At 44.9% G+C, this 26,226-nt stretch carries 22 protein-coding genes and 1 pseudogene; 3 read left to right on the forward strand and 20 right to left on the reverse strand.

All coding sequences use genetic code 11. The features are described 5' to 3' along the window. Positions 1–46 precede the first annotated feature (46 nt). The 15 genes from KFE98_00600 to KFE98_00670 form a co-directional block, all read right to left on the reverse strand. Complete coding sequence (locus KFE98_00600; protein UTW62686.1) at positions 47–2,806, reverse strand: S8 family peptidase; 2,760 nt, start codon at positions 2,804–2,806, stop codon at positions 47–49. Beyond that, positions 2,803–4,035 carry a S8 family peptidase gene (locus KFE98_00605; GenBank protein ID UTW62687.1) on the reverse strand — a complete coding sequence of 411 codons (1,233 nt, stop codon included), beginning with the start codon at positions 4,033–4,035 and terminating at the stop codon, positions 2,803–2,805. The genes KFE98_00600 and KFE98_00605 overlap by 4 nt, the downstream gene beginning before the upstream one ends. Then, positions 4,008–4,658, reverse strand: a complete 651-nt coding sequence (locus tag KFE98_00610) for a hypothetical protein (GenBank protein UTW62688.1) — start codon at positions 4,656–4,658, stop codon at positions 4,008–4,010. Before KFE98_00610 ends, KFE98_00605 begins: the two co-directional genes overlap by 28 nt. After that, positions 4,655–5,617 carry a S8 family serine peptidase gene (locus KFE98_00615; GenBank protein ID UTW62689.1) on the reverse strand — a complete coding sequence of 321 codons (963 nt, stop codon included), beginning with the start codon at positions 5,615–5,617 and terminating at the stop codon, positions 4,655–4,657. The genes KFE98_00610 and KFE98_00615 overlap by 4 nt, the downstream gene beginning before the upstream one ends. A 46-nt stretch (positions 5,618–5,663) precedes the next feature. Continuing rightward, entirely contained in the window at positions 5,664–6,119 is a 456-nt protein-coding gene (locus KFE98_00620) for a type I restriction enzyme HsdR N-terminal domain-containing protein (protein UTW62690.1), read from the reverse strand. A 30-nt stretch (positions 6,120–6,149) separates the two neighbouring features. Continuing rightward, entirely contained in the window at positions 6,150–6,737 is a 588-nt protein-coding gene (locus KFE98_00625) for a nitroreductase (GenBank protein UTW62691.1), read from the reverse strand. A gap of 124 nt (positions 6,738–6,861) precedes the next feature. Continuing rightward, positions 6,862–7,509 carry a phospholipase gene (locus KFE98_00630; protein UTW62692.1) on the reverse strand — a complete coding sequence of 216 codons (648 nt, stop codon included), beginning with the start codon at positions 7,507–7,509 and terminating at the stop codon, positions 6,862–6,864. A 5-nt stretch (positions 7,510–7,514) separates the two neighbouring features. Continuing rightward, positions 7,515–8,201: an isoprenoid biosynthesis glyoxalase ElbB gene (gene elbB, locus KFE98_00635; GenBank protein UTW62693.1), complete on the reverse strand. Its 687-nt coding sequence runs from the start codon at positions 8,199–8,201 to the stop codon at positions 7,515–7,517. Between the two features lie 12 nt (positions 8,202–8,213). Then, positions 8,214–9,167, reverse strand: coding sequence for an AAA family ATPase (locus tag KFE98_00640; GenBank protein UTW62694.1), 954 nt, complete (start codon positions 9,165–9,167; stop codon positions 8,214–8,216). Position 9,168: 1 nt separating this feature from the next. After that, a complete protein-coding gene (locus KFE98_00645) occupies positions 9,169–10,593 on the reverse strand; it encodes a peptidylprolyl isomerase (GenBank protein ID UTW62695.1) in 1,425 nt (474 codons plus the stop codon). Next, entirely contained in the window at positions 10,590–11,450 is an 861-nt protein-coding gene (locus KFE98_00650) for a peptidyl-prolyl cis-trans isomerase (GenBank protein ID UTW62696.1), read from the reverse strand. The genes KFE98_00645 and KFE98_00650 overlap by 4 nt, the downstream gene beginning before the upstream one ends. A 46-nt stretch (positions 11,451–11,496) precedes the next feature. Beyond that, positions 11,497–12,588: a peptidylprolyl isomerase gene (locus KFE98_00655; GenBank protein UTW62697.1), complete on the reverse strand. Its 1,092-nt coding sequence runs from the start codon at positions 12,586–12,588 to the stop codon at positions 11,497–11,499. Next, entirely contained in the window at positions 12,522–13,469 is a 948-nt protein-coding gene (locus KFE98_00660) for a peptidylprolyl isomerase (protein ID UTW62698.1), read from the reverse strand. Before KFE98_00660 ends, KFE98_00655 begins: the two co-directional genes overlap by 67 nt. Before the next feature lie 35 nt (positions 13,470–13,504). Beyond that, positions 13,505–14,971, reverse strand: a complete 1,467-nt coding sequence (gene guaB, locus KFE98_00665; protein ID UTW62699.1) for an IMP dehydrogenase — start codon at positions 14,969–14,971, stop codon at positions 13,505–13,507. Positions 14,972–15,102: 131 nt separating this feature from the next. Next, entirely contained in the window at positions 15,103–17,223 is a 2,121-nt protein-coding gene (locus KFE98_00670; protein UTW62700.1) for a gliding motility-associated C-terminal domain-containing protein, read from the reverse strand. A 158-nt stretch (positions 17,224–17,381) separates the two neighbouring features. Here KFE98_00670 and KFE98_00675 point away from each other — a divergent pair, with 158 nt between their 5' ends. Beyond that, on the forward strand, positions 17,382–18,350 hold the full coding sequence (locus KFE98_00675; GenBank protein ID UTW62701.1) for a hypothetical protein: 969 nt from the start codon (positions 17,382–17,384) through the stop codon (positions 18,348–18,350). On the opposite strand, the gene KFE98_00680 is transcribed toward KFE98_00675, so the two are convergent. The 5 genes and pseudogenes from KFE98_00680 to KFE98_00700 all read right to left on the reverse strand — a co-directional run bounded on the left by KFE98_00680 (position 18,347) and on the right by KFE98_00700 (position 23,784). Next, positions 18,347–19,099, reverse strand: a complete 753-nt coding sequence (locus KFE98_00680; protein ID UTW62702.1) for a glycosyltransferase — start codon at positions 19,097–19,099, stop codon at positions 18,347–18,349. The two genes, KFE98_00675 and KFE98_00680, sit on opposite strands and share 4 nt — an antisense overlap. Then, a pseudogene (locus tag KFE98_00685) lies at positions 19,096–19,652 on the reverse strand (WcaF family extracellular polysaccharide biosynthesis acetyltransferase). The gene KFE98_00680 and the pseudogene KFE98_00685 overlap by 4 nt, the downstream one beginning before the upstream one ends. Positions 19,653–19,655: 3 nt before the next feature. Then, positions 19,656–20,702: a glycosyltransferase gene (locus KFE98_00690; GenBank protein UTW62703.1), complete on the reverse strand. Its 1,047-nt coding sequence runs from the start codon at positions 20,700–20,702 to the stop codon at positions 19,656–19,658. Between the two features lie 87 nt (positions 20,703–20,789). Then, the gene (asnB, locus tag KFE98_00695) at positions 20,790–22,655 is read right to left on the reverse strand and encodes an asparagine synthase (glutamine-hydrolyzing) (GenBank protein UTW62704.1); all 1,866 of its coding nucleotides are present in this window, start codon (positions 22,653–22,655) and stop codon (positions 20,790–20,792) included. Between the two features lies 1 nt (position 22,656). Beyond that, the gene (locus KFE98_00700) at positions 22,657–23,784 is read right to left on the reverse strand and encodes a glycosyltransferase (GenBank protein ID UTW62705.1); all 1,128 of its coding nucleotides are present in this window, start codon (positions 23,782–23,784) and stop codon (positions 22,657–22,659) included. Positions 23,785–23,837: 53 nt separating this feature from the next. On the opposite strand from KFE98_00700, the gene KFE98_00705 reads away from it, so the two are divergent. Continuing rightward, positions 23,838–25,610, forward strand: coding sequence for an SLC13 family permease (locus KFE98_00705; GenBank protein UTW62706.1), 1,773 nt, complete (start codon positions 23,838–23,840; stop codon positions 25,608–25,610). Further along, positions 25,607–26,197: an adenylyl-sulfate kinase gene (gene cysC, locus KFE98_00710; protein ID UTW62707.1), complete on the forward strand. Its 591-nt coding sequence runs from the start codon at positions 25,607–25,609 to the stop codon at positions 26,195–26,197. Before KFE98_00705 ends, cysC begins: the two co-directional genes overlap by 4 nt. Positions 26,198–26,226: the final 29 nt, after the last annotated feature.

A 26,226-nucleotide genomic window follows, 5' to 3' on the forward strand; every position in this document is an offset into this window, starting at 1 on the left:
AGATTTTGAGCCGCTTCGTTCGACAAAAAAATAGGGTGATCCGGGATCAATAAATTCGAAGCTTAAAGACTTGATTTCCCTGGGCGGTTTGAACATGGATCAAATAGAGCGAAGATTCCAAATGCCCCAAATCCCAATTCCACTCCAAGGCTGGCTCTAACGTTTTTTGGTCCAACACTTTACCCGACAAATCGGTGAGGGTTAAAAGTTGAATATCGACCGATTCAGATTGGATGGTTACCTGACCGTCACTCGGATTTGGATACAACTTCAGAGACGATTTTAAAGCAGGTTCGGTCACCGAATTGGGCAATCTACCATGAATTAGGTAGTAAGCTGAATCCGCACTTTCCTGCAATTCTGCGAAAGAATGGGCTACCAAAATAGCAACTTGGAAGGTTAAAGTGTCACCCACGGGAATTTGATGAGGACCTGAACTAATCACCTGGAGTACATCACCTCCCCCTGTTTGTTCCCCAGCCCGCTCACGGGTGGTGGATAAGGTGTAATATTTTTCTTCCTTGCTATACACGTCGTTGTCCGTAATATCAATTCCTCCAGCACCACCGGAGATATTGTCTATGGCATAGGTTTTCCATTCCTTTTCCGGACTTATCAATTGCATAGCGCACCATGTATCCTCCTGATCTACTTCATAGGAATAAGCCAAATAGCGCTGGCCATCGTAGGCTGCCCGGTTTTTGTTGTAATCACCGATATCCCAGTCGCTCATCATACCCACATAGATATCCTTAAGGTCCTTATTCTTACGGCTAAAAATCTGGTATTCAAAGAGCACAAAATTATCCTTGCCATCTCCCTTCCAAGCGTAGGCATTTTGCACCACTCCCACTCCCAATTCATCCTTGGCATTGGAATCATCGAAACCTCCGGTAAGGGCGAAAGGTGCTTGTGCAGGGTTCCATTCTGAGATTCCACGAGTCGCCAGAAAATCGCGTTGCTCTACGTATTGAAAACCTCTTAAACGATCGACTACCGTGACTTCATTTTGGATATCGTTTCCAATCATCAATCCACCTTCGTGGAGCAACTGTGCTCCGCCCTGGTAGGTAACGCCTTTTCCTGAAATGGTCGGGTATTCATACCAACCGTAGGTGCCCCGGGTTCCTAAACTGGTAGTGATATCGTTGTAGTTGATAACGGAATACGTCGGATTTACCTGATGGGTAAAACCATAATAAAAGGTATCGGTATTCTGAATGACCTTGAGCTCCAGTTGCAGGGCATAATTATCCGGAACACTCGAAGCGATGGACAGTTGAAATGCACTATCGGCGGAAGCGGTATCGTTGGTGGCCAGAGCTCGCAAAGTACTCTTGGACTTAAATACCTGGGCATATCCATTCAGGCTGCTTAGTTCCAATTGGTAGGAACCGGTTGATGGATCGAGGTAATTGGCCAATTCGACCAATACATCCAGCGTATCTCCGGGTTCAGAAACTCCATTATCAGGTTCTGTGAAATAGCTCTTCACCCATTCAGGATAGGCCTTATTCGAAAACTTCAGAGCTTCACCGATATGGATCATTCCAGCTCCAAACTTGTTTTTGTAAAAAGAATTTTGGCCGTTAGCGTAAATATCGGTCGAGCTAGCTTTTAACCAGGATTTCACCTCAGTAGGTGTAAGGCCTGGCTTATAGGATCGCAACAAAGCGGCACAGCCACTCACAATGGCCGAGGAGTAAGAACTACCACTGTTAGAAGCGTATTTGTTTCCACCCTTGGTCGACCAAATGTTAAGCCCGGGAGCGGATAGATCCACGTAGTAGCCATAGTTGGAATTGCTCATCGCACTTCCGCTGTAATCCACATTAGCCACTGACAGCACCGCTTCGTACAAAGCAGGATAATTCAGATCTTCTTTGCCCTGGTTTCCAGTGGCCGCTACAACCAAAGCTCCTTTATCGTAGGTCGCATAGTTGACCATATCTTCTCCAAACTGGCTGTGGATTTTAAAATTCCAGGAACAGTTAATCACCTGGCATCCGTGATCAGCTGCATATTTAATGCCTTCGTAGCCGTAAAGTACCTGAGAGCCGTTGGTCACCTTGATGTTCATCATTCGGCAGTTGAATCCTGGGCCAGCTACACCCAAACTATTGTTGGTAGCCGGTGCTATAGCCCCTGACATTTGTACACCGTGATCTACTCCACCGCTGTATTGAACGTTGTTATTGTTTCCTTCAAAGTTCCAGCCGTAATAATTGTCTACAAATCCATCCTGATCATCATCCACGCCGTTGATCGGATCATTGGTGTTGCGGTAGAAATTGGGTTTTAGGTCCAGGTGGTTCGTATCCGTTCCAGCATCCACAACTCCAATAATGGTTGAACTACTTCCTTTCGTAATATCCCACGCATCATAAGCACCAATGGTATGTAAGTACAACTGCTTGGTGATATCCGGATCGTTAGGCGTGTATGCCAATTGGCCAATCCAACAGGGTTCTGCATAATCAAACAGACCCGTTTCCATCAGTAATTTGGAAAGCTTTATCGGATTTTCCTGCGGGGAAAATTCCAAAACATAAATACGCTCTACCGCCACCGTTCCCGGTTCGGCAATTTCAGATTGATTGGGAAATTTTTGAGAAACCCGAAGATCAAATTCATACTGAATAGATTCGAAGGACTCTGGGTACTTTTCTGAGTAAAACTGATCTTGGTATTCAGGTGCCACTTTGATGTGGACCTTTCCCAATTGGTAGTTATTCTGGGCCATCAGATTGGACATGACGAAGCTGCACATCACCATTAACCAACCGTATATTAACCCTTTTCTCATTGTTCTATTCGAATCTTAAACCAATTTTCTTGCTGAGCTTGCACCACTCTTATCAGGTACAAACCGGAAGGCCACTGGCCCCAATCCCAAACTTTTTGTACTTCACCCATTTCGAGAGAAGTCTCATTAACTACACGTCCTCGCAAAGTTAACAGTTGGATGCGAGCGGGCTCAACCGCTGGATCATCCAGCCGTATCGTTAAAACATTGTTGGCGGGGTTAGGATACAATTTGATGGTAGACTGACTGTTTTCATCGTCTATCCCTTCCCAAACACATGGAATGGCAACTACTTTGATTGAATCCTTTGAAGAACAACCCAAACTGTCAGTTCCTTCTACCCAATACGTGCCGCCTACATAGATTCGTAAGGAATCAGTTGTAGAGCTATCTGACCAAAAGTAAGTCAACGCCCCAGAAGCATATAAAACTGAAGAGTCTTTGAGACAGAACATGGAATCACCCGTGACTTGGGTCATGGGCAAGGTCAATTCATAAACCCGAATGGAATCAGAAGAAGGACAAAGATTGCTATCCAGAGCCTCAACGTAGACCATTCCACCCTGACTAATCGTTACAGAATCGCCAGAAAGACCTCCGGGGTTCCATATATAGGTAACTGATCCCTGGGCTCTCAAAACGGTCTCAGAACCCGCACAAAATTGGGTGTCGCCGCTAATGACAACAGGATGATAGGGATACTGCTCCACGTCCAAGGTATCTGAAAATCCCAAACATCCCTGAGAATTGGTCATACGAGCGAATACCGTATCTGACTGATGTAGGGTGATCAAAGATGTACTGTCTCCCGTATTCCAAACTACATTCGAATAGGAGCCTGTAATGGAAACGCTTAGACTATCTCCTGTACAAAAAGCCGAATCACCGGAAGAAGTGGTTAATGGAGGGTTGAAATTGGAATGTAGCAAAGCATCTAAGCCGTGCACTTTTCCATGACCAAATTGATGGTTTGGCAATCCGCCGGTAAGGCTATCTCCAAACAAAGTGGCCATCAAAGCCTGTTTGATCTCGGCGTGGGTTGCATCCGGGCATTTTTCAAGGTAAAGTGCAGCAATTCCAGCCACTACCGGTGACGCCATAGAAGTCCCTCCATTGGTAAAATGATACCCTCCTTTCGCCAGTCGATGGCGTTGAGAAGGCGTATTGGCTAAAAAGTTTAAATCGACCAAACGACCGGAAGTCAAGGTAAAGTTACCTGGCGCTGCCATATCCGGCTTGATTTGACCATGACGGGTCGGCCCAGAGCTTGAAGTTGCTCCAATCCCCCAATGGGTAGATCAACGGTGACATGTCTCCCTCCATCCACATTTTCGAAATCGTAACGGTTGTTGTAATTGGCTACCGTAATTAAGTTCGGGGCACAGGCCCATCCGCTTACAATGCTTTGCAGCGTATCGGGAGTGACAAAATATTGAATATTAGGGTATTGCTGAGTACTCGGAAGCCCAGTACTCACCAAATTGGAAATCCGTAACCACGAAGCTCCCCAAATGTCGTATTCACCAGTACCCATGGTCAGTAGTCCATAGTAGCGGCCGGTTGGTGGATTTATGATAAGAACTTGCAACAAATAGCGACCGTTGATTTCTTCGGCCCAGGTCATGTACTGAGAATTACCTCCTAAGGGAGTAACCAACAGGGTATCCAAACGATTGGTGATGGTATCCAGAAAATAGATAGAATCGATCCAGGTAGAAGTGTCGGTGTAGCCTACTCCAAAGGTAAGCTGATTGAAATCGGCGGTATCGGCCCAAAGTTCCATAAAGACCGAACTACCGAAGGCCGAATTGGGATTAATCTCAAACCAGGAAAACGCCGTATCGTTACTCAAACTGGCATGGGCATGAAAAGGGGTACATTTCCCGCATTACCAGCCGCACAGGAAAACGAGCGTCCCGACTTAGCATTCACCAAAGAATCGATGTAAAGAGTGGGCAAATCCAGTCCATCATGACCTCCCAGGTAATTACCGGCACTCAGGTTAATAACACAAGGCATATCCAAAGAATCAGCCAGGGCATAAATGTATTCTACAGCATCGGCCACGGTTTGATCCCAGTTGGACGCGCCGAAATCGGTGGCCACAAAAATGATGGGAGATTCGTAGGCATAACCGCGGTAATCGGCAACCGTATCAGGGACAGATAAACCATTTCCGGCGGCTATTCCACTAACCATGGTTCCATGGCCACCCCAGCTATTGGGATCGACATGCGGACAATTTCCCGCATTGATATCCATGCTATCATATACCTCACCGTAACCATAGCTGGGAAAACGATTGGTATCCAGATTTCTCGATTGATCCCACAAACTGATGATCCGTGTATTGCCGATTGAATCCTGAAAATCGGGGTGGTTAAAGTCGATTCCCGAATCGATGATTCCCATAATCACCCCTTTGCCCGAATAGGCCGACGGAAGAGGCAACACCCCTTGATGAATGGCACGTGCCCCGGTTTGAACCGTTGATGTATCGATTAACGGCTGGCCGTAACCCGAGCTGGTATAGTATCCATCGATAAAGGATTGACCCAGAAAATCGACTACTTGATTTTCCGGCAAAACCACAGCGTGATAGCCTCGAAAATAGTGTTTGTAAGTTCCGTTGTGCTGAAGCAGATAGGATTGGATTTCATCTCCCCTGCCCTGAACATAAAGAGACATGGGACGACTCGACTGACTCCATTCGGCTGCACGGGCGCTTAACCACAAGTTGCCTTGAACGATGTCCTGTGCCCAAATGCTACAGGAAAAGACAATCGTAAATAAGGTGAGCCCAAATTTCATATCGCACTGAAAAACAGATTTAAAATTAAGATTTCCCGGGCACAAATCAGCCCACTTGACTTTGATATTCGGGCAAGCTTTCAATAAATCGATAGCTGCCCTTGTCGTGGTCAATCTCGCAATAGTAATGGTTTAATCCGTTGGTTACGGCTAAGAAGCGAATTTGCAGAACGGAATTGTAGCGAGCTATTTGATCGAAGGTTTTTTGGGTAATCTCCACCGAGGGTCGCTTGCACTCCACCAGCACCAATGCTTCCGCCCGGTTGTTGTAACAAACAATATCGCTTCGATTGTCCATTCGGTTGTACTTGATTGGCTTTTCTAATTTCATCAGTGATTTGGGATACTGGAATTCCTGATGCAAGTATTCGATGAAGTTTTGCCGGACCCATTCCTCGGGTGTAAGCACCAGAAATTTTTTACGGATGCTATCGAAGATGTGAATCTTCCCATCCTCGCGTTTCAGCCGAAACTGATATTCCGGAAGATTTAGCCTTTCCATGTTAAGCATTGAGCTTCGAAGAAAATCATCCTACTCCTCCCAGTGAGTAAAGTACTCGATGGGCTTACGCGGTGTCTTTCGAGGCCAATCAATATCCGGATAACCCACGTAGATGGTACCCATCACTTTGTCCGATTCTTCCAGATTCAAAAACTCCTTTAACTCATCGCGATAGGTTAATCCTCCACTACTCCAATAAAAACCCAAGCCATAGGCTGTGGCCAGCAAAGACATGTTTTGAACCGCAGCGGCTACCGAAGCAATTTCTTCAATTTCAGGCACCCGTCGATCCGGATCCGGACTCATCGTCACAAAGATGACTGCGGAAGATTTAAGCGGACGTTCCTTTAGCTTCAAGAACTTCCTTTCCGAAAACTTGTCCTCTGGGGTAATTTGGGAATAGGTCTGCGATTGAAATTCTGAAAGTCGGTTCAATCCCTCTTCGCGAAAAACGGAAAACTTCCAGGGCTGTGTCAACTTATGCGTAGGAGCCCAGCGAGCAACATTGAGCAATTTCTCGATAATCTCCCGATGGACCTTCCGTTTGGAAAATTGTTCTGGAAAAATGGTTCTCCTGTCTTCAATGACATCTGTGATTTCGCTGAGGTTATAGCGCATATTCTTTCAATCTTTAAGCGTCAAAAATAGTTCAATTCACACCAACATGATGCTTTCTTTAGAACCACTTAAAGTACTCAAAGTTCACCTTAGAAGAAAGGCTTATAGAAGTAGATGTGAATGGTTAATCTTGATTGAGAATGCCTAATAGAACCTCATCGTTCATTTCATGCTTCCCATCAAACAAATGAAACTCATACGGAATATCCTGATCCTTGAGCAGTTGCTCGTTTCCGGCAATTTTTTCCCGGTTAAAAAACTCATCCTGATTTCCGAAAACGTAGTGGAGTTTCATCTTTTTCCAACGGTGAGCGGTAGCTTCCCAATCCAAATCAGGAGGTAATGATCCAGCCCATAAAACGGCCTCCTCTACATGATAATGCGTAGCTGCCATCCAACGACAAGCCGTGGCAATTCCCTGAGAGAAAGCCAGCACCTTAATCCGACAATGGCGAGAAGTAAACTGATCCGTAACCGCACACACCAAATCTTCCAGGTAATTGTTGTTGTCTTCAATGTCTTTTTCCCGATCATCGCTCGTCATCCAGGTGGCTCCTACACGACCATTGTAGCCTTCAAGATAAAACCGGTTTAATCCTTCAGCAACAACGACCAGAGAGCGCCCATTGTCGAGCACCTTCACTTTGGGGGTAAAATAACGGGCTTGTTGGCCAAATCCATGTAAAACCAACCAGAGCACTTCAGGATCTTCCTGATTGCCCATCAAATATTGCCTGGAAGTTCGGGTTACAGGCAGGTAATGCTTTTCCATGTTGCTTAGAGTAGCTCTTCGAATGCAGCTACAGTCTTTTGAATTCCCTCATTGATATCGGCGATGGAGGCCTCCATCATGTAACAAGGCGAGGTCACCACTCGATTGGCTTGATCCACCACTACATCTTCTACCGCAACTTGCTCGGCTCTACTTCCGAGGCTCTCCATTCCATCACTGATGGCCTGAATTTCATAAGGACTTGGAGCTTGAGTGGTACCTACTGTCAATGCCGGATTAACGTCCGATCCCTTAAAAGCTAAGGACAATACTACGGGAGACATGCAAAGTGCAGCAATCGGTTTACCAAGGGCATGAGTACTGCGAATAAGGTGAGCAATTTCTTCTTGAACCGGACCTTCGGGACCTTCAAATGCCCATTTCGAAAAATTCTTGGCCGAACCAAATCCACCTGGAATTACGAGACCATCATAATCAGCCATGTCGATTTGAGACAAGGGCTTAATGTTTCCTCTGGCAATTCGAGCAGCTTCCACCAAAATGTTCCGTGTTTCCTCCATTTCTTCCCCGTTGGTGTGGTTCACCACGTGAAATTGATTTTCATCCGGGGCAGCACATTGGTAAGAAATTCCCTTTTGATCGAGGGCCAATAAAGTCAATACGGATTCGTGAATCTCGGCTCCGTCGTATACGCCACATCCGCTCAATGCGACCACTACTTTTTTACTCATAACCTGTTCTTATTACAGCAATTCTTGAATAATTCGTTCCAAACCAAAACCTTCTGCTTCGGCTTTGTAGTTGCGAACTATCCGGTGGCGTAGAATAGGTAGTGCAATGGCTTGTACATCTTCGATATCGGGTGACAATTTGCCATTGATCAAGGCGTGGCACTTAGCTCCTACCACCAGGTATTGCGAAGCTCTTGGTCCGGCACCCCAATTTAGGTATTTCTGGACAATTTCCGGAGCGTTTTGATCCGGTCTGGTACGACCAGCCAACTTCACTGCATATTCCATCACCGCATCGGTTACTGGAATTTTACGAACCAACTGCTGATATTCCAAAATCTCGGAAGCACTCATTACATTAGACACCGAAGCTGAACGATCGGTAGTGGTGCTTTTCACCACAGCCAGTTCTTCTTCATAGCTTGGGTAGTCTACCCATACGTTGAACATAAAACGGTCTAACTGAGCTTCGGGAAGCGGATAAGTTCCTTCTTGTTCAATCGGGTTTTGAGTTGCCAATACAAAGAAGGGTTCTTCCAATTTGTAGCGATGTCCAGCAGCGGTCACTGCTTTTTCCTGCATGGCTTCCAGCAGTGCGGACTGTGTTTTAGGTGGTGTCCGGTTAATCTCATCTGCCAAAATGATGTTGGCAAAAATGGGCCCTTTGATAAACTTGAAGTTGCGGTTTTCATCCAGAATCTCTGCTCCTACAATATCAGAAGGCATCAAGTCGGGGGTAAACTGAATCCGGCTAAAATTCAAGCCTAAGGCATCAGAAATGGTGTTTACCAAAAGAGTCTTGGCCAATCCCGGTACACCTACCAAAAGGCAGTGACCGCGGCTAAAAATGGAGATCAATACAAGCTTGATTACATCTTGCTGACCTACGATTACTTTTCCTATCTCATCATTAAGCCCTTTGTATTGTTGGTGAAAGCGCTCAACCAGTTGTAAATCTTTTTCCATGTTACTCTTTTCCTTCGGTTTTAGGTGCCGGAGCTTCCTCTGGTTCAGGTGTCTCCTCGGTGGCGGATATGGTTTTGGGGAGCCAGTTAAATCGGAATTGACAGGTTGAATAGCTGTCGTCTACCCGAATGTAAAAACTATTGACTCGTTTTTCAATCCAGGAATTCATCACCTCATTTTGCTTGTACTGGGTAGCCAGCTCCTGGATGTATTGGTAATCTTGTTTCAAGTTCGCTTCGTGAGCCTCTACGATGTCCACCAGCTTTACCAAACGGTAGGCACGGCTTCCATCCCTCATTTGAGCCAATTCTGGTCCTGCCACATCCCCTTCTTCCATGCGATCCAGCATGAGGTAAAGGGAAGGGTCAATTTGAGAAACCTGATCCATTTCAAACTTGGAAGAGCCAGTCATTGGGTTTAGAATTAACCCTCCACTGTTTTTAGTGTCTTTATCGTCGCTGTATAGAATGGCGGCTGTGGTGAAGCTCAAGGAATCGTATTTGGCTATGTTTCCCTTTAGGGTATCCAAAAACTGCTTGGCCTCGATCAAATCTTCTGGCTGCACTTTTGGAATCAACAGAATGTGTCTGGCGTTTACTTTGGTTCCAACCCGCTCCACCATCTGAATCAGGTGGTAACCAAATTCGGTTTCCACAATGCCCGAAGTTTCACCTTTCTCCAAGGTAAATGCAACAGCAGCAAATTCGGGTACCAGCTCAGCTCTACCCATAGGTCCCAAAACTCCATTCTCACGTGCCGACCCCGGGTCTTCAGAATACAAGTAGGCCAAGGTTCCAAAATCTTCACCGGCCAATACACGTTCGCGAAGTTCCAGCAATTTGTTTCTTACCCGAGTTCTTTCTGCTTCATCGATCGGTGGTTTCTTAACGATTTGGGCCAACTCTACCTGCGCATTGATATTGGGCAAGCTGTCCATCATCACATCCTCAAAGAAAGATCTTACGTCACCAGGAGAAACCTCCACAGCACCTGAAATCTGTCCTTGCATCCGCTGAATCATCAATTGCTCTTTAATCGGATCATGGAACTCGATTCGAATTTCGTCCACCGATTTTTCGTAGAATTCCTCCAGCTTCTTTTGGCTTCCAAACTGATTAATGAAGTAGCGTAAACGTCTGTTGATTTCATCATCAATTTGACCTTCAGAAGGGTACAAACTATCCGTTTCGGCTTGATTCAGCAACAACTTATTGAAGAGCAAGTCTTCAAACAACTCGCAGCGTGTATTGCCATCCACCGCTTTACCCGAATTCAAGTAAGCAGCAAATTGTTCCTCTACATCGCTTTTGAGGATCATGTTTTCACCGATGACGGCTACAATTCCATCAATCACCTTTTCATTACCAGGTTGAGCAAATGCTCCAGTGGAAAAGAGGGCCAGCAGTATACTCAGGTATATTCTCATGGGTAGTATTGAACCTTGTTCTTAGCCACGGCTTGTTTCAAAAGTCCTTTTCGAACATCGCTAAGCAGATTCAGTTTTCTTTGATTAATGATGATATTGCGAATCCTATTGATTTCCAATTCAAGCGGTGAAACGCTATTTTTCAATTTATATTCCCTGATAAACAACAAATAAACGAAAGGGTCTCTTTCCAGCTCTAGGTATTTTTGATTTTTTAGAAAATCTTCTACGCTCAATACCTGCAGCGGAACCAACTTAATAAGCTCATCGTAATACATCCAGGAATACTCCAGCGAGTAGTTGGAGGCATATTGCAAGCAGTAGTCATCCAGCTTCAAACTGTCCTCTTCTTCTCCGGATTGCAACCATTTCTTCACCTTCTGAAGCTTGGGTGCCTCCTTGTCAATTTTGATGTAAGACGCTCTAAGCACGTAGTTCTTCAGCTCAAAGTTGTGCTGATTTTCTTCGTAATAGCTTAGAATTTCTTCCTGGGTTACATGGGTATCCAGCTTTTGGCGAACCAGTTCTTTTTCGTAAGCATAGATGATCAGACTGTTTTTGTAGTCGATCATCTCTTTCTCAAAGTCCTTTTTCTCTTCGGGAAGGTTCAACTCTGCCTGCTGGATCAACAGTTGATTCTCCACCCAGTTGTTCACATAGCGCTGAACCAATATAGAGCTGTCCTCTTTAGAAAGTTCGTCGGTAAATAGGGCTTGCAGGTCCTTTTCATAAAGATACTGCTCGCCAACACGAGCCAGAGGTCTACCCTCCTGCCCCGAATTCCGTTGAATGAATTCGCAGCCCGAGGTGATTCCCAAAACGGTGATCAAAACTCCAACAATAAGTCGTCTGTTCATTCCTGTTGAGTTTTGACCGAAGATCATAAAGATGAAGGGTAAACGATTAATTGAGAAGCTCTTTGTTAACCGTAACCGTATACTTCGTTTTCAATTCTTCGATCCATCTCTCTTCGAGCTCTTCCTGGTAAGCCGAAATAACCAATCCACGAACTTCGATCAATTTCTTAGGACCTGGTTCCAATACTTGGTTCACGTAAACAAAGCCCATCTTATCATCGGCCGTGATAATTTCGCTAAATCCAGCTTCCCACTTAATCTTGCTCATCCAAGGGTGGTCGTCAGCCGTGAATTTTCCTTCAGAGACTTGAAGGTTCAATTGAGATTCGCGGTTAATTTCTTCGGCAATCTTACGGGTATCAATACCTGAATCAATTTGACTTTTGGCCAATTCCATTGTGGCTTCTGCAATCTTCGCATCGGCACAAACAAAAATGGTGGCTTCCAAGCGCTGAGGCCATTGGTGCTCAGTTTTGTGGGCTTGGTAAAACTCTTCTAAACCGGCTGAATCCTTCACCGCTTTCGACCAAACTTTTTTGTCCATTAGGTCAAACAACAGGATGCCATCATGGTACTCCTTCATCAAAGCATTGAATTCTGGGTATTTGGCTTCCAATCTCTGGTTTTCAAACTCGGTCAACTTCTCTTGGTAAAACTCCTTGAAAAGGTTGTTCACCACAGTCAACGAATCAACGGCAGGTTTGCGCTGATACGTTTTGTTCTTTTCCATGTACTGGGCAAAGTCAGCCTGGGTGTATACTCGAACTTCTTTGATGTATTTCTTATCGGTCAACTTCATGATCCATTCCGGAGAATCAGACTTGAATTTTTCGTCCGCCTTCCATTTGGCATTGTAGTACCACTGATCAATGTATCCGGCCATAGCGTTTACAGCCTTGTAGTTAGGCTTGAACTTGTACTCTTTTTTGATGCGGGCATAGAAAGAATCCTTACTCTTTCTGGCTCGACCATCACGGGCCACTTTTTTCTTCAGATCCGCTTCGATATCTTCCATCGCAGGAACCCCTTTTTTCTCTAAGCGTTTAATGATGTGCCATCCAAAATTGGATTTTACCGGAGCTGAAATATCTCCGTTATTCTCCAGGCTAAAGGCTGCTTCTTCAAACTCAGGCACCATTCTACCGGTTCCAAACCAAGGAAGTTCTCCCCCTTATTGGCCGTACCGCGATCATCTGAGTACTTCTTGGCCAATTCCTCAAAATTGGCCCCTTTCTGTAGCTCGTCATAGATTTCCATGGCCTTCTTTTCCTTTTCTTCGGCGGCCTTCTCATCGTCGTTCTCACTGGTTTGCACCATGATGTGAGCCACTTGAATTTCTCCACGAGCAGGACGACGGTCCTTTACCCATACCAAGTGGTATCCGAATCGGCTACGAACAGGATCTGAAACCTGTCCAACCTCAGTATTATAGGCAGCGCTTTCAAAGGGGTAAACCATCTGAAATACGTTGAAGTATCCCAAATTTCCACCATTGTTTACGGCAGATGGATCTTCTGATTCCACCTTGGCTAATTTTTCAAAATCAGTAGCAGGATCGGTGATCTTACGCTTGATCAGCATACACTTTCTCCAGGCTTCCAACGAATCCTGAGGGCTTGCATCCGGCTCGCAACGAATTAGGATGTGATACGCGTTCACATCTTCCTTCATTCGGTTATAAGCCTCCTGAATCAATTCTTCGGTAACCGTTTCATCATTCAAATAAGGAACAGCCAATTGTCTACGGTACCCGCTCAACTCCTTGTTGAAGTTGCGATTGGTATCCATACCCATATCTTCCGCCTGGCGAACTTTCAATCGAAAGTTTATGTACAAATCGAGGTACTCTTCTTTCGTCTTCGGGTCGATTGACTGAGCGTTACTGTTGTTTTTATTGTAGACCATCAAAAATTCATCGAGCGTGATGTCTTCACCGGCAATGTTGAGGAGTACATCCTCTTGTGCCAGCAAACCAGTGCTCATGATCAGTCCTAATAACAAGGCAATTGTTCTGTTCATTTGGTTAAGATTTAATGAGTATAGTTTAGGTTCAATTACTTTCTGGAATAATTCGGTGCCTCACGGGTAATCGAAATATCGTGTGGGTGGCTCTCCGCTACTCCAGCTGCCGTAATACGAACGAATTTGGCCTGACGCAAATCACCAATTGTTGGTGCTCCACAATAGCCCATTCCAGCCCGAAGACCTCCTACCATCTGGTAGATAACTTCGGCTAATTTTCCTTTATAAGGTACACGTCCAGAAATCCCTTCCGGTACCAGTTTCTTAATGTCATCTTCGGCATCCTGAAAATAGCGGTCTTTGGATCCTTTTTGCATCGCTTCCAACGATCCCATGCCTCGGTATGATTTAAATTTTCTTCCTTGGTAAATAATGGTTTCCCCTGGAGACTCTTCCACACCTGCAAACAAAGATCCAGCCATAATAGAGCTCGCACCAGCGGCCAAAGCCTTCACGATATCTCCAGTAAAGCGAATACCTCCATCTGCGATCAAGGGAACTTCATTGGTATTGATGGCTGACGCTACATTCAATACAGCTGACAATTGAGGAACACCTACTCCAGCAATAACGCGGGTAGTACAAATAGAACCAGGACCAATTCCCACCTTAACGGCATCCGCACCGGCATCAGCCAACATCTTGGCGGCATCACCAGTGGCGATGTTCCCAACTACTACATCAATGTTGCTGAACGCATTTTTCACATCCTTCAAAATTCCAACAACACCAGCTGAGTGTCCGTGAGCCGTATCAATGCTAATGGCATCAACCCCTGCATCGATCAAAGCTTCTACTCGTTGCAGAGTATCCGAAGTAACTCCAACTGCACCAGCTACTCTCAATCGACCGTATTGGTCTTTACAGGCATTGGGCTTAATTTTCAGCTTAAGGATGTCTTTGTAGGTAATCAAACCTACCAATTTGTTGTCCTGATCAACTACAGGTAGTTTTTCAATCTTGTATTTCTGAAGGGTATTTTCAGCTTCCTTCAGTGTAGTCCCCTCTTTAGCGGTAATTACATTATCGCTGGTCATTACCTGTCTGACGGGTTTGTCGTAATCTTTTTCAAAACGCAAGTCGCGGTTGGTTACGATACCAACCAACTTGAGCATACCATCCACTACTGGAATACCTCCAATGGAGTGTTCCTTCATCAAAGCCAAGGCATCACCTACCGTAGCTGATTCGTCCAGCGTAACTGGATCCTGAATCATACCACTCTCGTAGCGCTTTACCTTCCGCACTTGATTCGCCTGACTTTCGATGCTCATGTTTTTATGAAGCACCCCAATTCCCCCTTCCTGAGCCAAGGCAATCGCCAAAGCCGATTCGGAAACCGTATCCATGGCAGCCGATACAATCGGAACATTCATGGAGATGTTGCGGGAAAACTTGGTAGAAATGACAACATCCCGTGGAATCACTTCGGAATATGCCGGTACAAGGAGTACGTCGTCGTAGGTAAGGCCTTCTTCAATAAACTTATCGGATGACATATGCGCTTTCTCTTATTTGAGGGATTTAAAAAATTGGTCAAAATTAAGCAATAAGCAGGCGCAAATGGTTGTTAAACATTAATAAGATTTGAAGAGATTTTAGGATTTACAAAACGCTGGCAAACAGCGAATTATCGAACAAGCTGAAAAGAGCCTTTTCCCTGAGTGGAACTTCCGTTGGCAGAAACGTAGCTGTATTCGTAGACGTAGACTCCCGCAGGAGCAAATTTTTCATTGATTTTTCCGTCCCACCCTTCACTTGGTTCGGTGGACTCATAAATCACTCTCCCCCAGCGGTCAATGATGCGCAAACGGTAATCCTGGACTGGAACCACATAACTTACATAGGGTCTCCAGGTTTCGTTCAATCCATCTTCATTAGGAGTAAAAGAATTAGCGATGAACACATCGGGCTCGTGATTGAAGCACAAGGAGTTGGAGTAACTCGTATCCCAAAGGGGGAATTCAAGCGTGGGTGGCTGAATGTATTCGATGTAGTAGCAAAAGCGACCACCTTCTCCAATTTCACTACTAAAATCATCGGTGTAATACAGCGATCGGGTTTTGAGTAACGGGTTGCTACCAAACGTACTACTCAAGCTTTTAAACACTTCGAAGAAGGGTAAATTATCCTCGTCTTGAGTACTGTCAAAATGGAATGCATCTCTCCACGTCAGCTCGCTGATCATGTCGTTTTTGTCGGAAGTACCGTCCAGCAGAATGCTTCGAATCGTATTGCTTCGAATCACCGCATTTCCACAATTGTCAATTACCTCAACATAGTAATAGTACTCCAATTGCTCTGGTCGCACCTGGTTGTCTTTGATAAAGAAAACCGTATCAAACACGCTCACACTGGGGGTATCGGTTTGAATGTGCTGAAATGGACCATCCTTGTCAAAAGCTCGATAAACGCGCAAAGCCTGGATGGGAGCATCCTTGTCCAAGTAGGTTCTTAACCAAACCTCCTCATTCGCTCCTCTAACGGTAGCCGATCGAAGGGTACAGTACTTTGTTTGATTGGGTGCGCTAAAACGGGTAGCGAATACCTGAGAATGTGAAAAATAAGCTCCGGTTTCATCAATGGCTTCAATGTAGAAGGCATAGGCATCTGCCGAATTCACATTACCGATAACTACCGAGGTATCCGTTCCGGGAATGGAATCAATTCGTTTATAAGGTCCGTTATTAATACTTTGGTAAATGTTGTGGTTCTTCACCTTGTTCCACCCGATGTATGGATTCCAAAACAGGGTCAGCTCGGCTTTACAGTTGTCGTAACTGTGATCCACATTCATGGTGCAATGGAATACATTACCTGATCCCTGGGTTTTGCCACATGAATCATAGGCCAGAATCTGGTAGCACTGAAAATCTTTGAAGGCGCTGTTGGTGGCGTCAATCACAAAAAGGGAGTCTACACCAACCGAATCAATAAACACCCCACCTGGTCCAGGTGTACTCGATTGCCCTCGGTAAAGAATGCGGTAATAAGTCACCGATGGATCCGGATGCTTGTTCCAATGCAAAGAAGTTACGCCGTTTTGGTTGTCCACCGTTACTTGAGTATAGGTCATGGTTGCTGCACCCAGGTTATCCAACAGTTCAGCATTAACGACCAAGGAGGTTGAAACACAACCACTCTGATCCCTCAAGCTAACTCGGTAAAATACGGTGTCGTGGCAACGGGCTACGGTATCTCTAAAAATTTCCTGTCCTACTGGCGGATTAGCCTCTGTTCCCCAAACCGGAGAATTGAAACGAAATCTTCGTTCCACCTCATAATTGGGATCCGAACTGGGCAAAACTCCATTGGGGGAAATGTAGTTCCAAATCAAATTTCCGGACACATTACCACTTACCGACAGATTCGGGTTAATGGGAGTTAAGGTATCCGACGGATTCGAGGTTCCTGGATTTCCACCCACATTATAATTGGTAATAATACGGTAGAGGTAATTTGTATTGGGTGATGCTCCAAAACCCGCTCCGGCATGGGTATAAACCTGCTGGCCATGAATGGTGCTTGTAAACAGATTAATGAATGGTCCTCCATTTACACTCCATTGAATATCATAAGATACAAACTCGTTATTGGGATTCGGTGGTTTCTCCCAGGTGATGGTAATATCTCCATTGGTTTCCACAGAAATGCATAAGAGCTTGGGCGCCGCTACCTGCGCAGAAAGATTGCTGGTAACCACCAGTGCGATTAAGGCTAAAAAGCATCCTATTTTGTTCGTCCAACTCATTAATCCGACCACTAGAACTGCGAAAGTAGTCAATTATTACGTGCTAATTCTTGAAACCCCTACTCCCAGTTGTTGAACGCCTTTTTTCGACTAACGACCAAAACTTTTCCCAAATGGACTTAATTCCTGTTAAAATGGTAACATAAATATTTATACTTTTGAAGCTGTTATACAGCATTGGTATGAACAAGGGAATCGCTATATCTACTTTAGTTCTGGGGTTAATCCTCGGACCTTTCTTTGCTCAGGCTCAGTATGGGACTGATTTTGGTGTTCGGGCTGGTATAGCGATGTATCTTGGTGATATCGGTGGTAAGGATGGACCTGCCCGCCCAGGTATCGCTGATGTACAGCTCAACCAATCCCGCTACCACTTTGGAGTTACTGGACGTCGCTTTTTTAGCAAGTCTTTCGCAGCTCAAGGATCTTTAATTTATGGACGAATTAAAGGTGCAGACAACCTAACCAACAACAAGGAACGTTACTCAAGAAACCTGAGTTTCCGCAACGACATTATTGAACTTTCCCTTCGTGCTGAATACCATTTCTTTAAGATTCAGGATTTGGGTCGCACTTATCGCTATCGTTTAGACTTTAGCTCCTTCATTTTTGCAGGTGCTGGTGTTTTCTACCACAACCCAAAAGCAGAATACAATGGTGAGTGGGTTGCTCTACAGCCGCTTCAAACCGAAGGAAAAAAATACAGCAGAATCCAGCCTTCTATTCCGATTGGTTTAGGATTCCAATTCCGCTTTGACAAACGTCACATCATTGGTTGGGATTTTGGTCTTCGTTGGACCTTTACCGATTACTTGGATGATGTAAGCTCTTTTTATGTAACAGAACCTCACACGGACCCTACTGCTGCCGCTTTGGCTGATAGAAGTGTTGAGCTCGAAGGATCGAATGATCCTCTATTTATTGGTTCAGCGAATTATGGTGCCGGATCTGTTGCAAATCCAGATGAACCCACTCCTCGTGGAAATCCGGACAATGACGATGTCTACATGTTCACTGGGTTTACTTACAGCTATGCGCTTAAAGACAAGCGTAGAAGCTTTAAGAAAAGAAAGTATCACTTTGCTCACCGTAAAGTGAAGCGCAGAAGATCCAGAGCGAAATTCTAATTCCGCTTAGCGAACTGTCCTAATTTACTTAAGGGTTTCTTTATTAGCGTGTACCATTTGGGTTTAAGCCCATTCATTTCCCATGCTTTCCGGTCTTCTCTATTGGCTTTAATCCGGTTTTTCATGGAGGCATTAGATGTTCCTCCAGCACGCATCTGAGTAATGATTTCTGGTAGATAAGCCACGCTGATATCTTCTTTATGAAGCATTCTCAGCATAAGCTCATAATCTGCTGCCGAACGCAATTCGAGGTTGTAGGTTCCGAACTTTTCGTAGCACGATTTTTTAAGAAAAAAGGTGGGGTGAGGTGGCATCCAGCCTTCCAGGAACAGTCCCTTTGCGTATTGACCAGAACGCCACGTACGTATGACTTTTGAGATATTATCCTGTGCAACGTATTGCAAATCGGCATAGAGGGAGTCAGCATTTGCTGCCTGAATGGTGGCAACAACTTTACTAATCACCTGATGATCCATGTAAAAATCATCGGCATTTAAAATACCAATCAAATCTCCGGTCGCCAGGGATACTCCTTTGTTCATGGCATCATAGATACCCTTGTCTGGCTCACTTACCCATCGGGCAACTTGTCCTTCTTTCTGTTGGATTATTTCAACGGTTCCATCCTTCGATCCCCCATCTACAATTACGTACTCAATGTCTGGATAATCTTGATCCAACACCGATTGAATAGTATGCTCAATGGTTTTTACCGCGTTGTAACTCACGGTGATTATGGAAACCTTCATGTTATGTCTCTTTTTCGAACGGGTTTGGCTGGTATTCCCTGGTAAATCGTATAAGCTTCAAGATCGGAAGAACAAACTGAGCCTACCGTAAGAATGGAGTGAGAATGACAAGTAACGCCTTGAGTAACCGTAGCCTTGGCACCAATCCAGACCCCTCCTTCCAATCGAATGGGTTCTACCATTAAATCAAAGGTGGTTTTGCCATAATGGTGATTGCCCGAAAGCAACATGGCTCCCTGAGATAAACAACAATTACTTCCAATTTTAACCTCTCCCAGGTTATCGATCCAAACTCCTTCTCCAATCCACACATGATCGCCGATTTCCAAAAACCAGGGATACTTAATGTTTACCGAAGGCTTGAGTAGTACTCCTTTGCCTACGCGGGCACCAAAGAGTTTAAGCAGAAAGATCTTTGGCCCTGAAAAAGGGAATAAAGGATTGATAAAAAACAGGGCATTGGTAAAGTACCAAAGCAATCTTTTGATTCCCCGCCCGGTTTGTACCAGGAATTGTTGTAGGAAGACAAATCTGTTTTTTTCAATTCACTCATGGATCAAATGTAGGAATTCGAAAATAGCCGTTTATACCCATCTTCGAGCTCTGCGTTGGCAAATTTACTCTGAGCAAATTGAGAGGCAGCTTTACGAAGGGGACCGTAGGCCTCCTGATCGGATTGCAACCACTCTATTAATACTTGTTTCCAAGTCTCCATGTCGTTCAAGGACAGATCTCGTCCCACACCTTTTTCCTGTAGATTCAGCCAAGGTGTTTGATCCGAAATCAAAATGGGTAAGGATGCATTAAGTGCTTCTAATATCACGTGGCCAAAGTTCTCGCTCAAGGTAGGAAGAGCAAAGGCATGATAAGGCTGAAATGTTGCGGTAATAGATTCGTAAGGCACGGTACCCAAAAAACGAACTTCACCGGCTACCTGCTCGGCCTTTTCTTTACATAGCTTACTGTATTCTTCATCTTCATCAGGACCATAAACATCCAAATGAATACCCGGCTCACCAATTTCAATCAATCTATCCAACAGAAAGGCCAGGTTTTTCTTAGGACTTATCCGAGACAAAAACACCAGCTTTAACTCCCCGGCTTTTTTGTCCACCTCAAACAGAGGAGCAGGCATGATCGCAGGCAAATTCTCTAGGGGTGTAACCTTGGCTTTGGGAAATACTGCTTTAATTTCCTTTTCCTCGAGAATCGTAGAAGCGTGCCAATCTATATCCTTGTATAGCCCCAGGAATTGAACCGCTTTCAGAAAGATCTTCTTACGCCCAGATTTCAAGGCCAAGGCACCTTCTCCTAACATACCTCTTGGAGCCAAGATAATTTTCTTTCGCTCTTCCTTTCGAGCGGCCCAAAGTGGCCAAAGGGTAAAAGATTTGGAAAAAAAGCTGTTTAGGTAGATTCGATCGTACCTGGCCGACCTCACCTCTTCTTTCAAATAAGCGTAGGTCAGTTTTTCCTGAGAAAGGTACTTGATTCGATAGCCATCCTTTTGAATCCACTCATCAGCCTGAATACCTGGATAGGGTTTGTCCTCACCAAAGTCGTTGTTTCGGGTGACGATGTGAAAGTCAAAGTCTTTGGACAAGCGATTTACGATCGCCGAAACACTTCGAATAGGTCCCCGGCTTTAACACCAGGCAAGTACCAATCCACCAATATCAATATCTGTGGTTTACTCAAGCTCATTGTTTTTCAGCCAGAATCCAAGGGAAACCAAAGGCCAAATCCGACTCCAGGTGATGGAAGGATCATCATTTAAAAACCGTTGCAGCAATTGATCCAAAGCAGCTCCGTTCAAAGCATTCACTTCTTTAAGGTAACCCAGACTCTCTTCTGCCACGGGTAACAGTTCCTTTTTCAACCAATTCTGCCAGGGCAATACAAACCCCATCTTGGGTCGGTTTACAATTTCATCAGGTAATAAACCGGCGAAGGAATCAATCAACAGTTTTTTAGGTGAGTGCGGGTATTTGATCGAGTCCGGAACTCCCAATACCCATTCCACCAATTGATGATCCAAAAACGGCACTCTCACTTCCAATGCACTGGCCATTGCCATTTGATCGGTGTCTCTGAGTAACACATTTTGCATGTAGGTGGAAATCTCTGTGACGGATACCTTACTCAAATCGGGTAAACGGCTTCCTGCTTGACCAAAGGCAAAAAAGCCATCAATCTCCAAAGCCAGAGGATCGGCAGGTACGGTGGAAGAACCCAATAAGGATCGAATGTCTTTATCGGCCATAACTCTTCGGTTAACCGGATAGGCGTGGGCCAAGTCCAGGTAACCTTGGTTGAGTAATTCGGCAATTTTATCGCTACTTACACCCGGTTTGAGCTTACGAAGGGCTTGTCCGGCAATGGAGCGAAATCCTCTGGGAAAACTCAGCATCCATTTCTTATCCTGTAGCTGAAGATAGCGCGTAAAAAAGGGGTAACCAGCAAACAACTCGTCACCTCCTAAACCCGAAAGAGCCACGGTAATTCCTTTTTCTCGAGTCACTTTACTAACGACATAAGAGTTAGGTCCATCACCCGATGGATGGTCCATGGCACTGAGCGCAGCGGGAATCTCCTGCAAAAAATCTTCAGGAGTCAATTTTATTTCGTGGTGGTCTGTACCAAACTTCTTGGCTACTTGGCGTGCAAAAGGGGCCTCGGAAAACTCCTCTTCATTAAAAGTCACTGAAAAGGTGCTAATCTTTTTACCCAATTCACCGGATACAACCCCGGTAATCAAAGAGGAATCAATTCCTCCTGAAAGAAAGGCTCCTAATGGAACATCCGAGATCAAACGGCGCTCCACCGATTGAACGAATTTTTCCCGAATGGTTTGCTCGGCTTTCGCCTTATCTCCGGTAAATCGCTCTGCTCTTTCGGAAAGGGACCAATATTGTTTCTCCTCCATTTCCCCCTCAGCCAACTTAAGGTAGTGTCCGGGAGGGACCAGTGTTACTCCTTCCACCAAAGTTCTTGGAGCATGAACGGTCTGGTATTTTAAGTATTCAGCAAGGTAACTTCTACTGAGTTTGCGGGGCACCAAGCCACTGGCCAACAAGGTTCGAACCTCGGAACCAAACACCACTTGATCTCCCACATGGACATAAAGAGGTTTGATTCCTAATCGGTCTCTCACCAGAAAAAGTTCTTGATTAGCCTTATTCCATATAGCGAAGGCGAACATACCGTTGAACTGATGCACACAATGTTCACCCCAGGTTTTCCAGGCCGCAAGAACCACTTCCGTATCCGAATCCGTTTTAAAAGGATAATCGGGTAAAAGCTTTTTGATTTCTGCGTAGTTGTATACCTCCCCGTTAAAAACAATGACCCAATTGCCATCGTCTGAAATCATCGGTTGATTGGCCCGTTCGTCCAAATCAATGATCGATAGCCGATTGTGCCCTAAAGCAACGGCATCGTCGGTATACATTCCAGAAGCATCAGGTCCACGATGGGCCTGCACATCCGTCATTCGTTTGAGTTGAGCTGAAAAATCAGCTCCATCAAGGCCATAAATTCCGCTTATTCCGCACATTTCAGTTGGAATTTACCAAAGTTAGAAGATTTTGTGCCCAGGATTGAGGCGTAATTTTTTGAGCAAGTTGAATACCGTGTTGGCTCATTTCCTGCCATTCCTCGTTGCCCATTGAATCAAACTTATGCATCAAGGCTTTAAGCTCGGCTACTTGATCGTGTCGGAAGGAGAATCCATTTTTTCCTTCTTCCAAAAAGGCATCTTTGGAACCAATTTTATCACTCAATATCATAGGCATACCACAAGCCGCCATTTCCTGTACACTCACTCCCCAAGGCTCAATATTGCTCGGTAAGATGTAGACGCTTGTTTCTCCCAGAATCTGATTAAACTCTTGAGGCTGAACAAATCCCAAATGTCGAAGCCCCTCCATTTCCAATCGGGTATCCCAAAGATCTCCGGTTCCGGCACACCAAAGTTCCCATTGTCCTCCCTCCTGCCGGTATTGTTTAAAGGCATCCCAAAGAATGGTCAGGCCTTTTTGAGGCACATACCTCCCCAAGTAAAGAAAGCGTTTGGGAATGGTATTCTTTTTTTGCTTCAGATTGTCCTCTCGCAGCTTGTCCATGAGCTTCATGTCTGCGGAGTAAAATCCGGTTAGAATTTCTTGAGGTTTAAAAGAGAGCTTGAGGGCATAATTGCGCTGAGGAGCACCAGGCACCCAGGCATGTGAAAACAACTTGCCAATGGTAAAGGGAAAAGCCAATCGGGCAACCCATTGCTTTAACGTTCCCTTCCAATGGTTGTCCATTGAAATGAGGGTGGGAATGGCTCCCTTAAATCGTTTGCAAACCTCCAGGTAACCTTTGTCCACCCAGCCCGAACAGATAATAATATCCGGATTAATTTGCTCAGCCAACTCAATGAGTTGAGGGTGATCGAAATCTTTTCTGGAATACAAATGAAGCTTATCCAGGTTAGAAAATTGAAAGGGCGCTTCCGAATTCAGCGGCCATCTCACAATATGAACTTCCGCTTGATTGGCTAACTCACTCGCACAAGCAATAAAGTACTCGGCGATTTCGGTATATAAAAAGAGGACTTTGGGTTTCAAGCTATCCTTGAATTTGAGCACAATACTAATAATTAAGGAAGTTATCACACCCAATATTTCGGTAAAATAAGGCATCCAAACGGCGTTATTGATGACTATAAGAATTGGTTAGGTATTTTTGGCATCGAATGATGCTTTCTGACCATCAGATAATCGTAGGTATTCTGGCCTTGTTTTTCGGCGTTCTCATTTGGGATCGATGGAGGGCATCGTTGGTGTTTATAGGTACGGCGGTGCTCTATATTTTCCTGGGGTATTCTGATTTTCAAACCTTTTTATCCTTTTTGTCCAACGAGCAGCTATTGACCATATTGATGCTCATCATTGTGGCCAACCTGATCAAAGACAATATTCAATTGGATCGGCTGTTTGGTCGACTTCTGGGAAAAGAGCCTTCGCCGGGCACCTTTCTTTTTAGGATGACTACGGGAGTCTCGCTTTTCTCCTCCATTCTCAACAATACCCCAATCGTAGCCTTGCTGATTCCCTACGTTCAAGAATGGTCACGCAAAATGGAGATATCTCCGAGTAAAACGCTTATTCCATTGTCTTATGCAGCCATCACGGGAGGAACCTTGACCGTTATCGGTACCTCCACCAATCTGGTACTTAATGGAATGCTTTCTAATTCCGAACTCGCGGAGCTTAGCACCTTTCACTATCTGATTCCCGGAGCCATGGTCACATTTGGAGGAATTTTATTTCTCACCTTCTTCTCAGGCCAACTTCTACCCGATCGCATTTCCTTGATGCAGACCATCAAAAACAACCCTAAAGAATTTATCCTTGAAACCAAGATCCCTACTCTATCTGATTTAGTGGGTCATACTATTCAAGATGCTGGTCTGAGAAATTTGCAAGGCGGCTTCCTAACGGAAATTATTCGTGGCACAGAAGTGATTACCCCGGTTTCGCCCAGGGAAGTGCTACAGGCCAATGATCGGCTTTTGTTTGCCGGAGACACCGTTCAGCTGCTGGAATTGATTGAATCGAGGGAGGATATGATTCTGCCTAAGGATTCAAAATTTAACCTCGGAAAAAACCAACAGATACAAGAAGTAATCATTCCGTTCAACTCCAACTTGATTGGCAAAAAAGTAAAGGAGAGCAATTTCAGGGAAACCTATGATGCGGCCATTATTGGAATCCACCGCAATGGGGAAACACTATCCGGAAAGATTGGAGATCAGGTTTTTCAACCTGGAGACTTTTTACTTCTCACCACCGGTGAAGGATTTCGCCAACGGTTGAATACAGATCGGAATCTCTATTTTATTAGTACCCATCGCAATCGTAAAACCGAGGAAGCCCCAAGCTTGTTTCAAAAGCTATACCTACCCGTTATTTTGGGCGTCCTGTTATTGGCTCTATTTGGTGTTCTACCCTTACTTCCTGCGGTGTCGTTGATCCTATTTACCCTGATTGCCACAGGTAGAGCTTCCCTCGATCAAATCAAGAAAAACCTCAACCTCGATATTGCCGCCATCATCGCCTCGGCCTTTTTGATTGGGGATGTTTTGATTCAATCGGGTACCACGAACTGGATTGCTGAATCCTTGCTTTTTCCGCTTCAGGATATGCCTTTAATCGGCGTTTCACTCTGTGTGTTCTTGTTGGCCATGGCGATAACCAACCTATTAACAAACGTGGCTGCGGTCTCCATACTTTTCCCTATTGTTTACAGTTTGACCCTAAGCTTTCCAGAGGATTCGTCCTTTGTTATCTTCCTTTCGCTGGCCTTTGGAGCATCTGCATCCTTCCTTACACCCTACGGTTACCAAACTAATTTGATGATTAGCGCCGCCGGGGCCTACCGTATGAAGGATTTTCTTAAAATTGGAGTCTTTTACAGCGGCTTGTATTTTGCTCTTTTTGCCATCTATTTGTTTCTAACAGTATGAAAAACGTATACGAACAGTCTTTTAAAATAAACCGAGATAGCCGAAATGTACAACTGGGTCATCGCAATCTGGTGATTTGGTTCACTGGTCTTTCCGGATCGGGAAAAAGTACATTGGCCAATGAGGTGGAAAAACGACTGTTTGAGCAAGGCATCACCACTTATACTCTGGATGGCGATAACATTCGCAGAGGACTCAATGGCGACCTGGACTTTTCCGCCGAAGGCCGCCAGGAAAATATCCGACGTATCGCAGAGACCGCCAAGCTCTTTTGCGATGCAGGAATTGTAACCCTCACCTCTTTTATTTCTCCTTTTGCCAAGGACAGAGAACAAGCCAAGGCCATCGTTGGCCCTGAGGATTTTGTGGAAGTTTTTGTAGACTGTCCCATAGAGATTTGCATAAAAAGAGACGTAAAGGGATTGTACCGACGGGCGATCAATGGCGAAATCCCAGAATTCACCGGAATCAACAGCCCTTACGAAACTCCTGAATCACCTGATATTCGGGTAGATACAGGTACCCGTTCACTGGAAACTTCTACCCAGGAAGTTTTGGATTACCTAATCCCCAGGTTGAAGGGCTAAAGCTTACATTTGCAACAGAATTTAGGCCT

This window comes from bacterium SCSIO 12741 (assembly GCA_024398055.1).
Taxonomy (GTDB): domain Bacteria; phylum Bacteroidota; class Bacteroidia; order Flavobacteriales_G; family Salibacteraceae; genus SCSIO-12741.

Coding starts and splice junctions, on each gene's coding strand:
- KFE98_00670 (UTW62700.1), bottom strand. CDS start 17,223: ATGAGTTGGACGAACAAAATAGGATGCTTTTTAGCCTTAATCGCACTG.
- KFE98_00660 (UTW62698.1), bottom strand. CDS start 13,469: ATGAACAGAACAATTGCCTTGTTATTAGGACTGATCATGAGCACTGGT.
- KFE98_00630 (UTW62692.1), bottom strand. CDS start 7,509: ATGGAAAAGCATTACCTGCCTGTAACCCGAACTTCCAGGCAATATTTG.
- KFE98_00650 (UTW62696.1), bottom strand. CDS start 11,450: ATGAACAGACGACTTATTGTTGGAGTTTTGATCACCGTTTTGGGAATC.
- KFE98_00625 (UTW62691.1), bottom strand. CDS start 6,737: ATGCGCTATAACCTCAGCGAAATCACAGATGTCATTGAAGACAGGAGA.
- KFE98_00640 (UTW62694.1), bottom strand. CDS start 9,167: ATGGAAAAAGATTTACAACTGGTTGAGCGCTTTCACCAACAATACAAA.
- KFE98_00615 (UTW62689.1), bottom strand. CDS start 5,617: ATGAAATTTGGGCTCACCTTATTTACGATTGTCTTTTCCTGTAGCATT.
- KFE98_00620 (UTW62690.1), bottom strand. CDS start 6,119: ATGGAAAGGCTAAATCTTCCGGAATATCAGTTTCGGCTGAAACGCGAG.
- cysC (UTW62707.1), top strand. CDS start 25,607: ATGAAAAACGTATACGAACAGTCTTTTAAAATAAACCGAGATAGCCGA.
- KFE98_00680 (UTW62702.1), bottom strand. CDS start 19,099: ATGAAGGTTTCCATAATCACCGTGAGTTACAACGCGGTAAAAACCATT.
- KFE98_00705 (UTW62706.1), top strand. CDS start 23,838: ATGATGCTTTCTGACCATCAGATAATCGTAGGTATTCTGGCCTTGTTT.
- asnB (UTW62704.1), bottom strand. CDS start 22,655: ATGTGCGGAATAAGCGGAATTTATGGCCTTGATGGAGCTGATTTTTCA.
- KFE98_00645 (UTW62695.1), bottom strand. CDS start 10,593: ATGAGAATATACCTGAGTATACTGCTGGCCCTCTTTTCCACTGGAGCA.
- KFE98_00655 (UTW62697.1), bottom strand. CDS start 12,588: ATGGTGCCTGAGTTTGAAGAAGCAGCCTTTAGCCTGGAGAATAACGGA.
- KFE98_00600 (UTW62686.1), bottom strand. CDS start 2,806: ATGAGAAAAGGGTTAATATACGGTTGGTTAATGGTGATGTGCAGCTTC.
- KFE98_00700 (UTW62705.1), bottom strand. CDS start 23,784: ATGCCTTATTTTACCGAAATATTGGGTGTGATAACTTCCTTAATTATT.
- guaB (UTW62699.1), bottom strand. CDS start 14,971: ATGTCATCCGATAAGTTTATTGAAGAAGGCCTTACCTACGACGACGTA.
- elbB (UTW62693.1), bottom strand. CDS start 8,201: ATGAGTAAAAAAGTAGTGGTCGCATTGAGCGGATGTGGCGTATACGAC.
- KFE98_00605 (UTW62687.1), bottom strand. CDS start 4,035: ATGGCAGCGCCAGGTAACTTTACCTTGACTTCCGGTCGTTTGGTCGAT.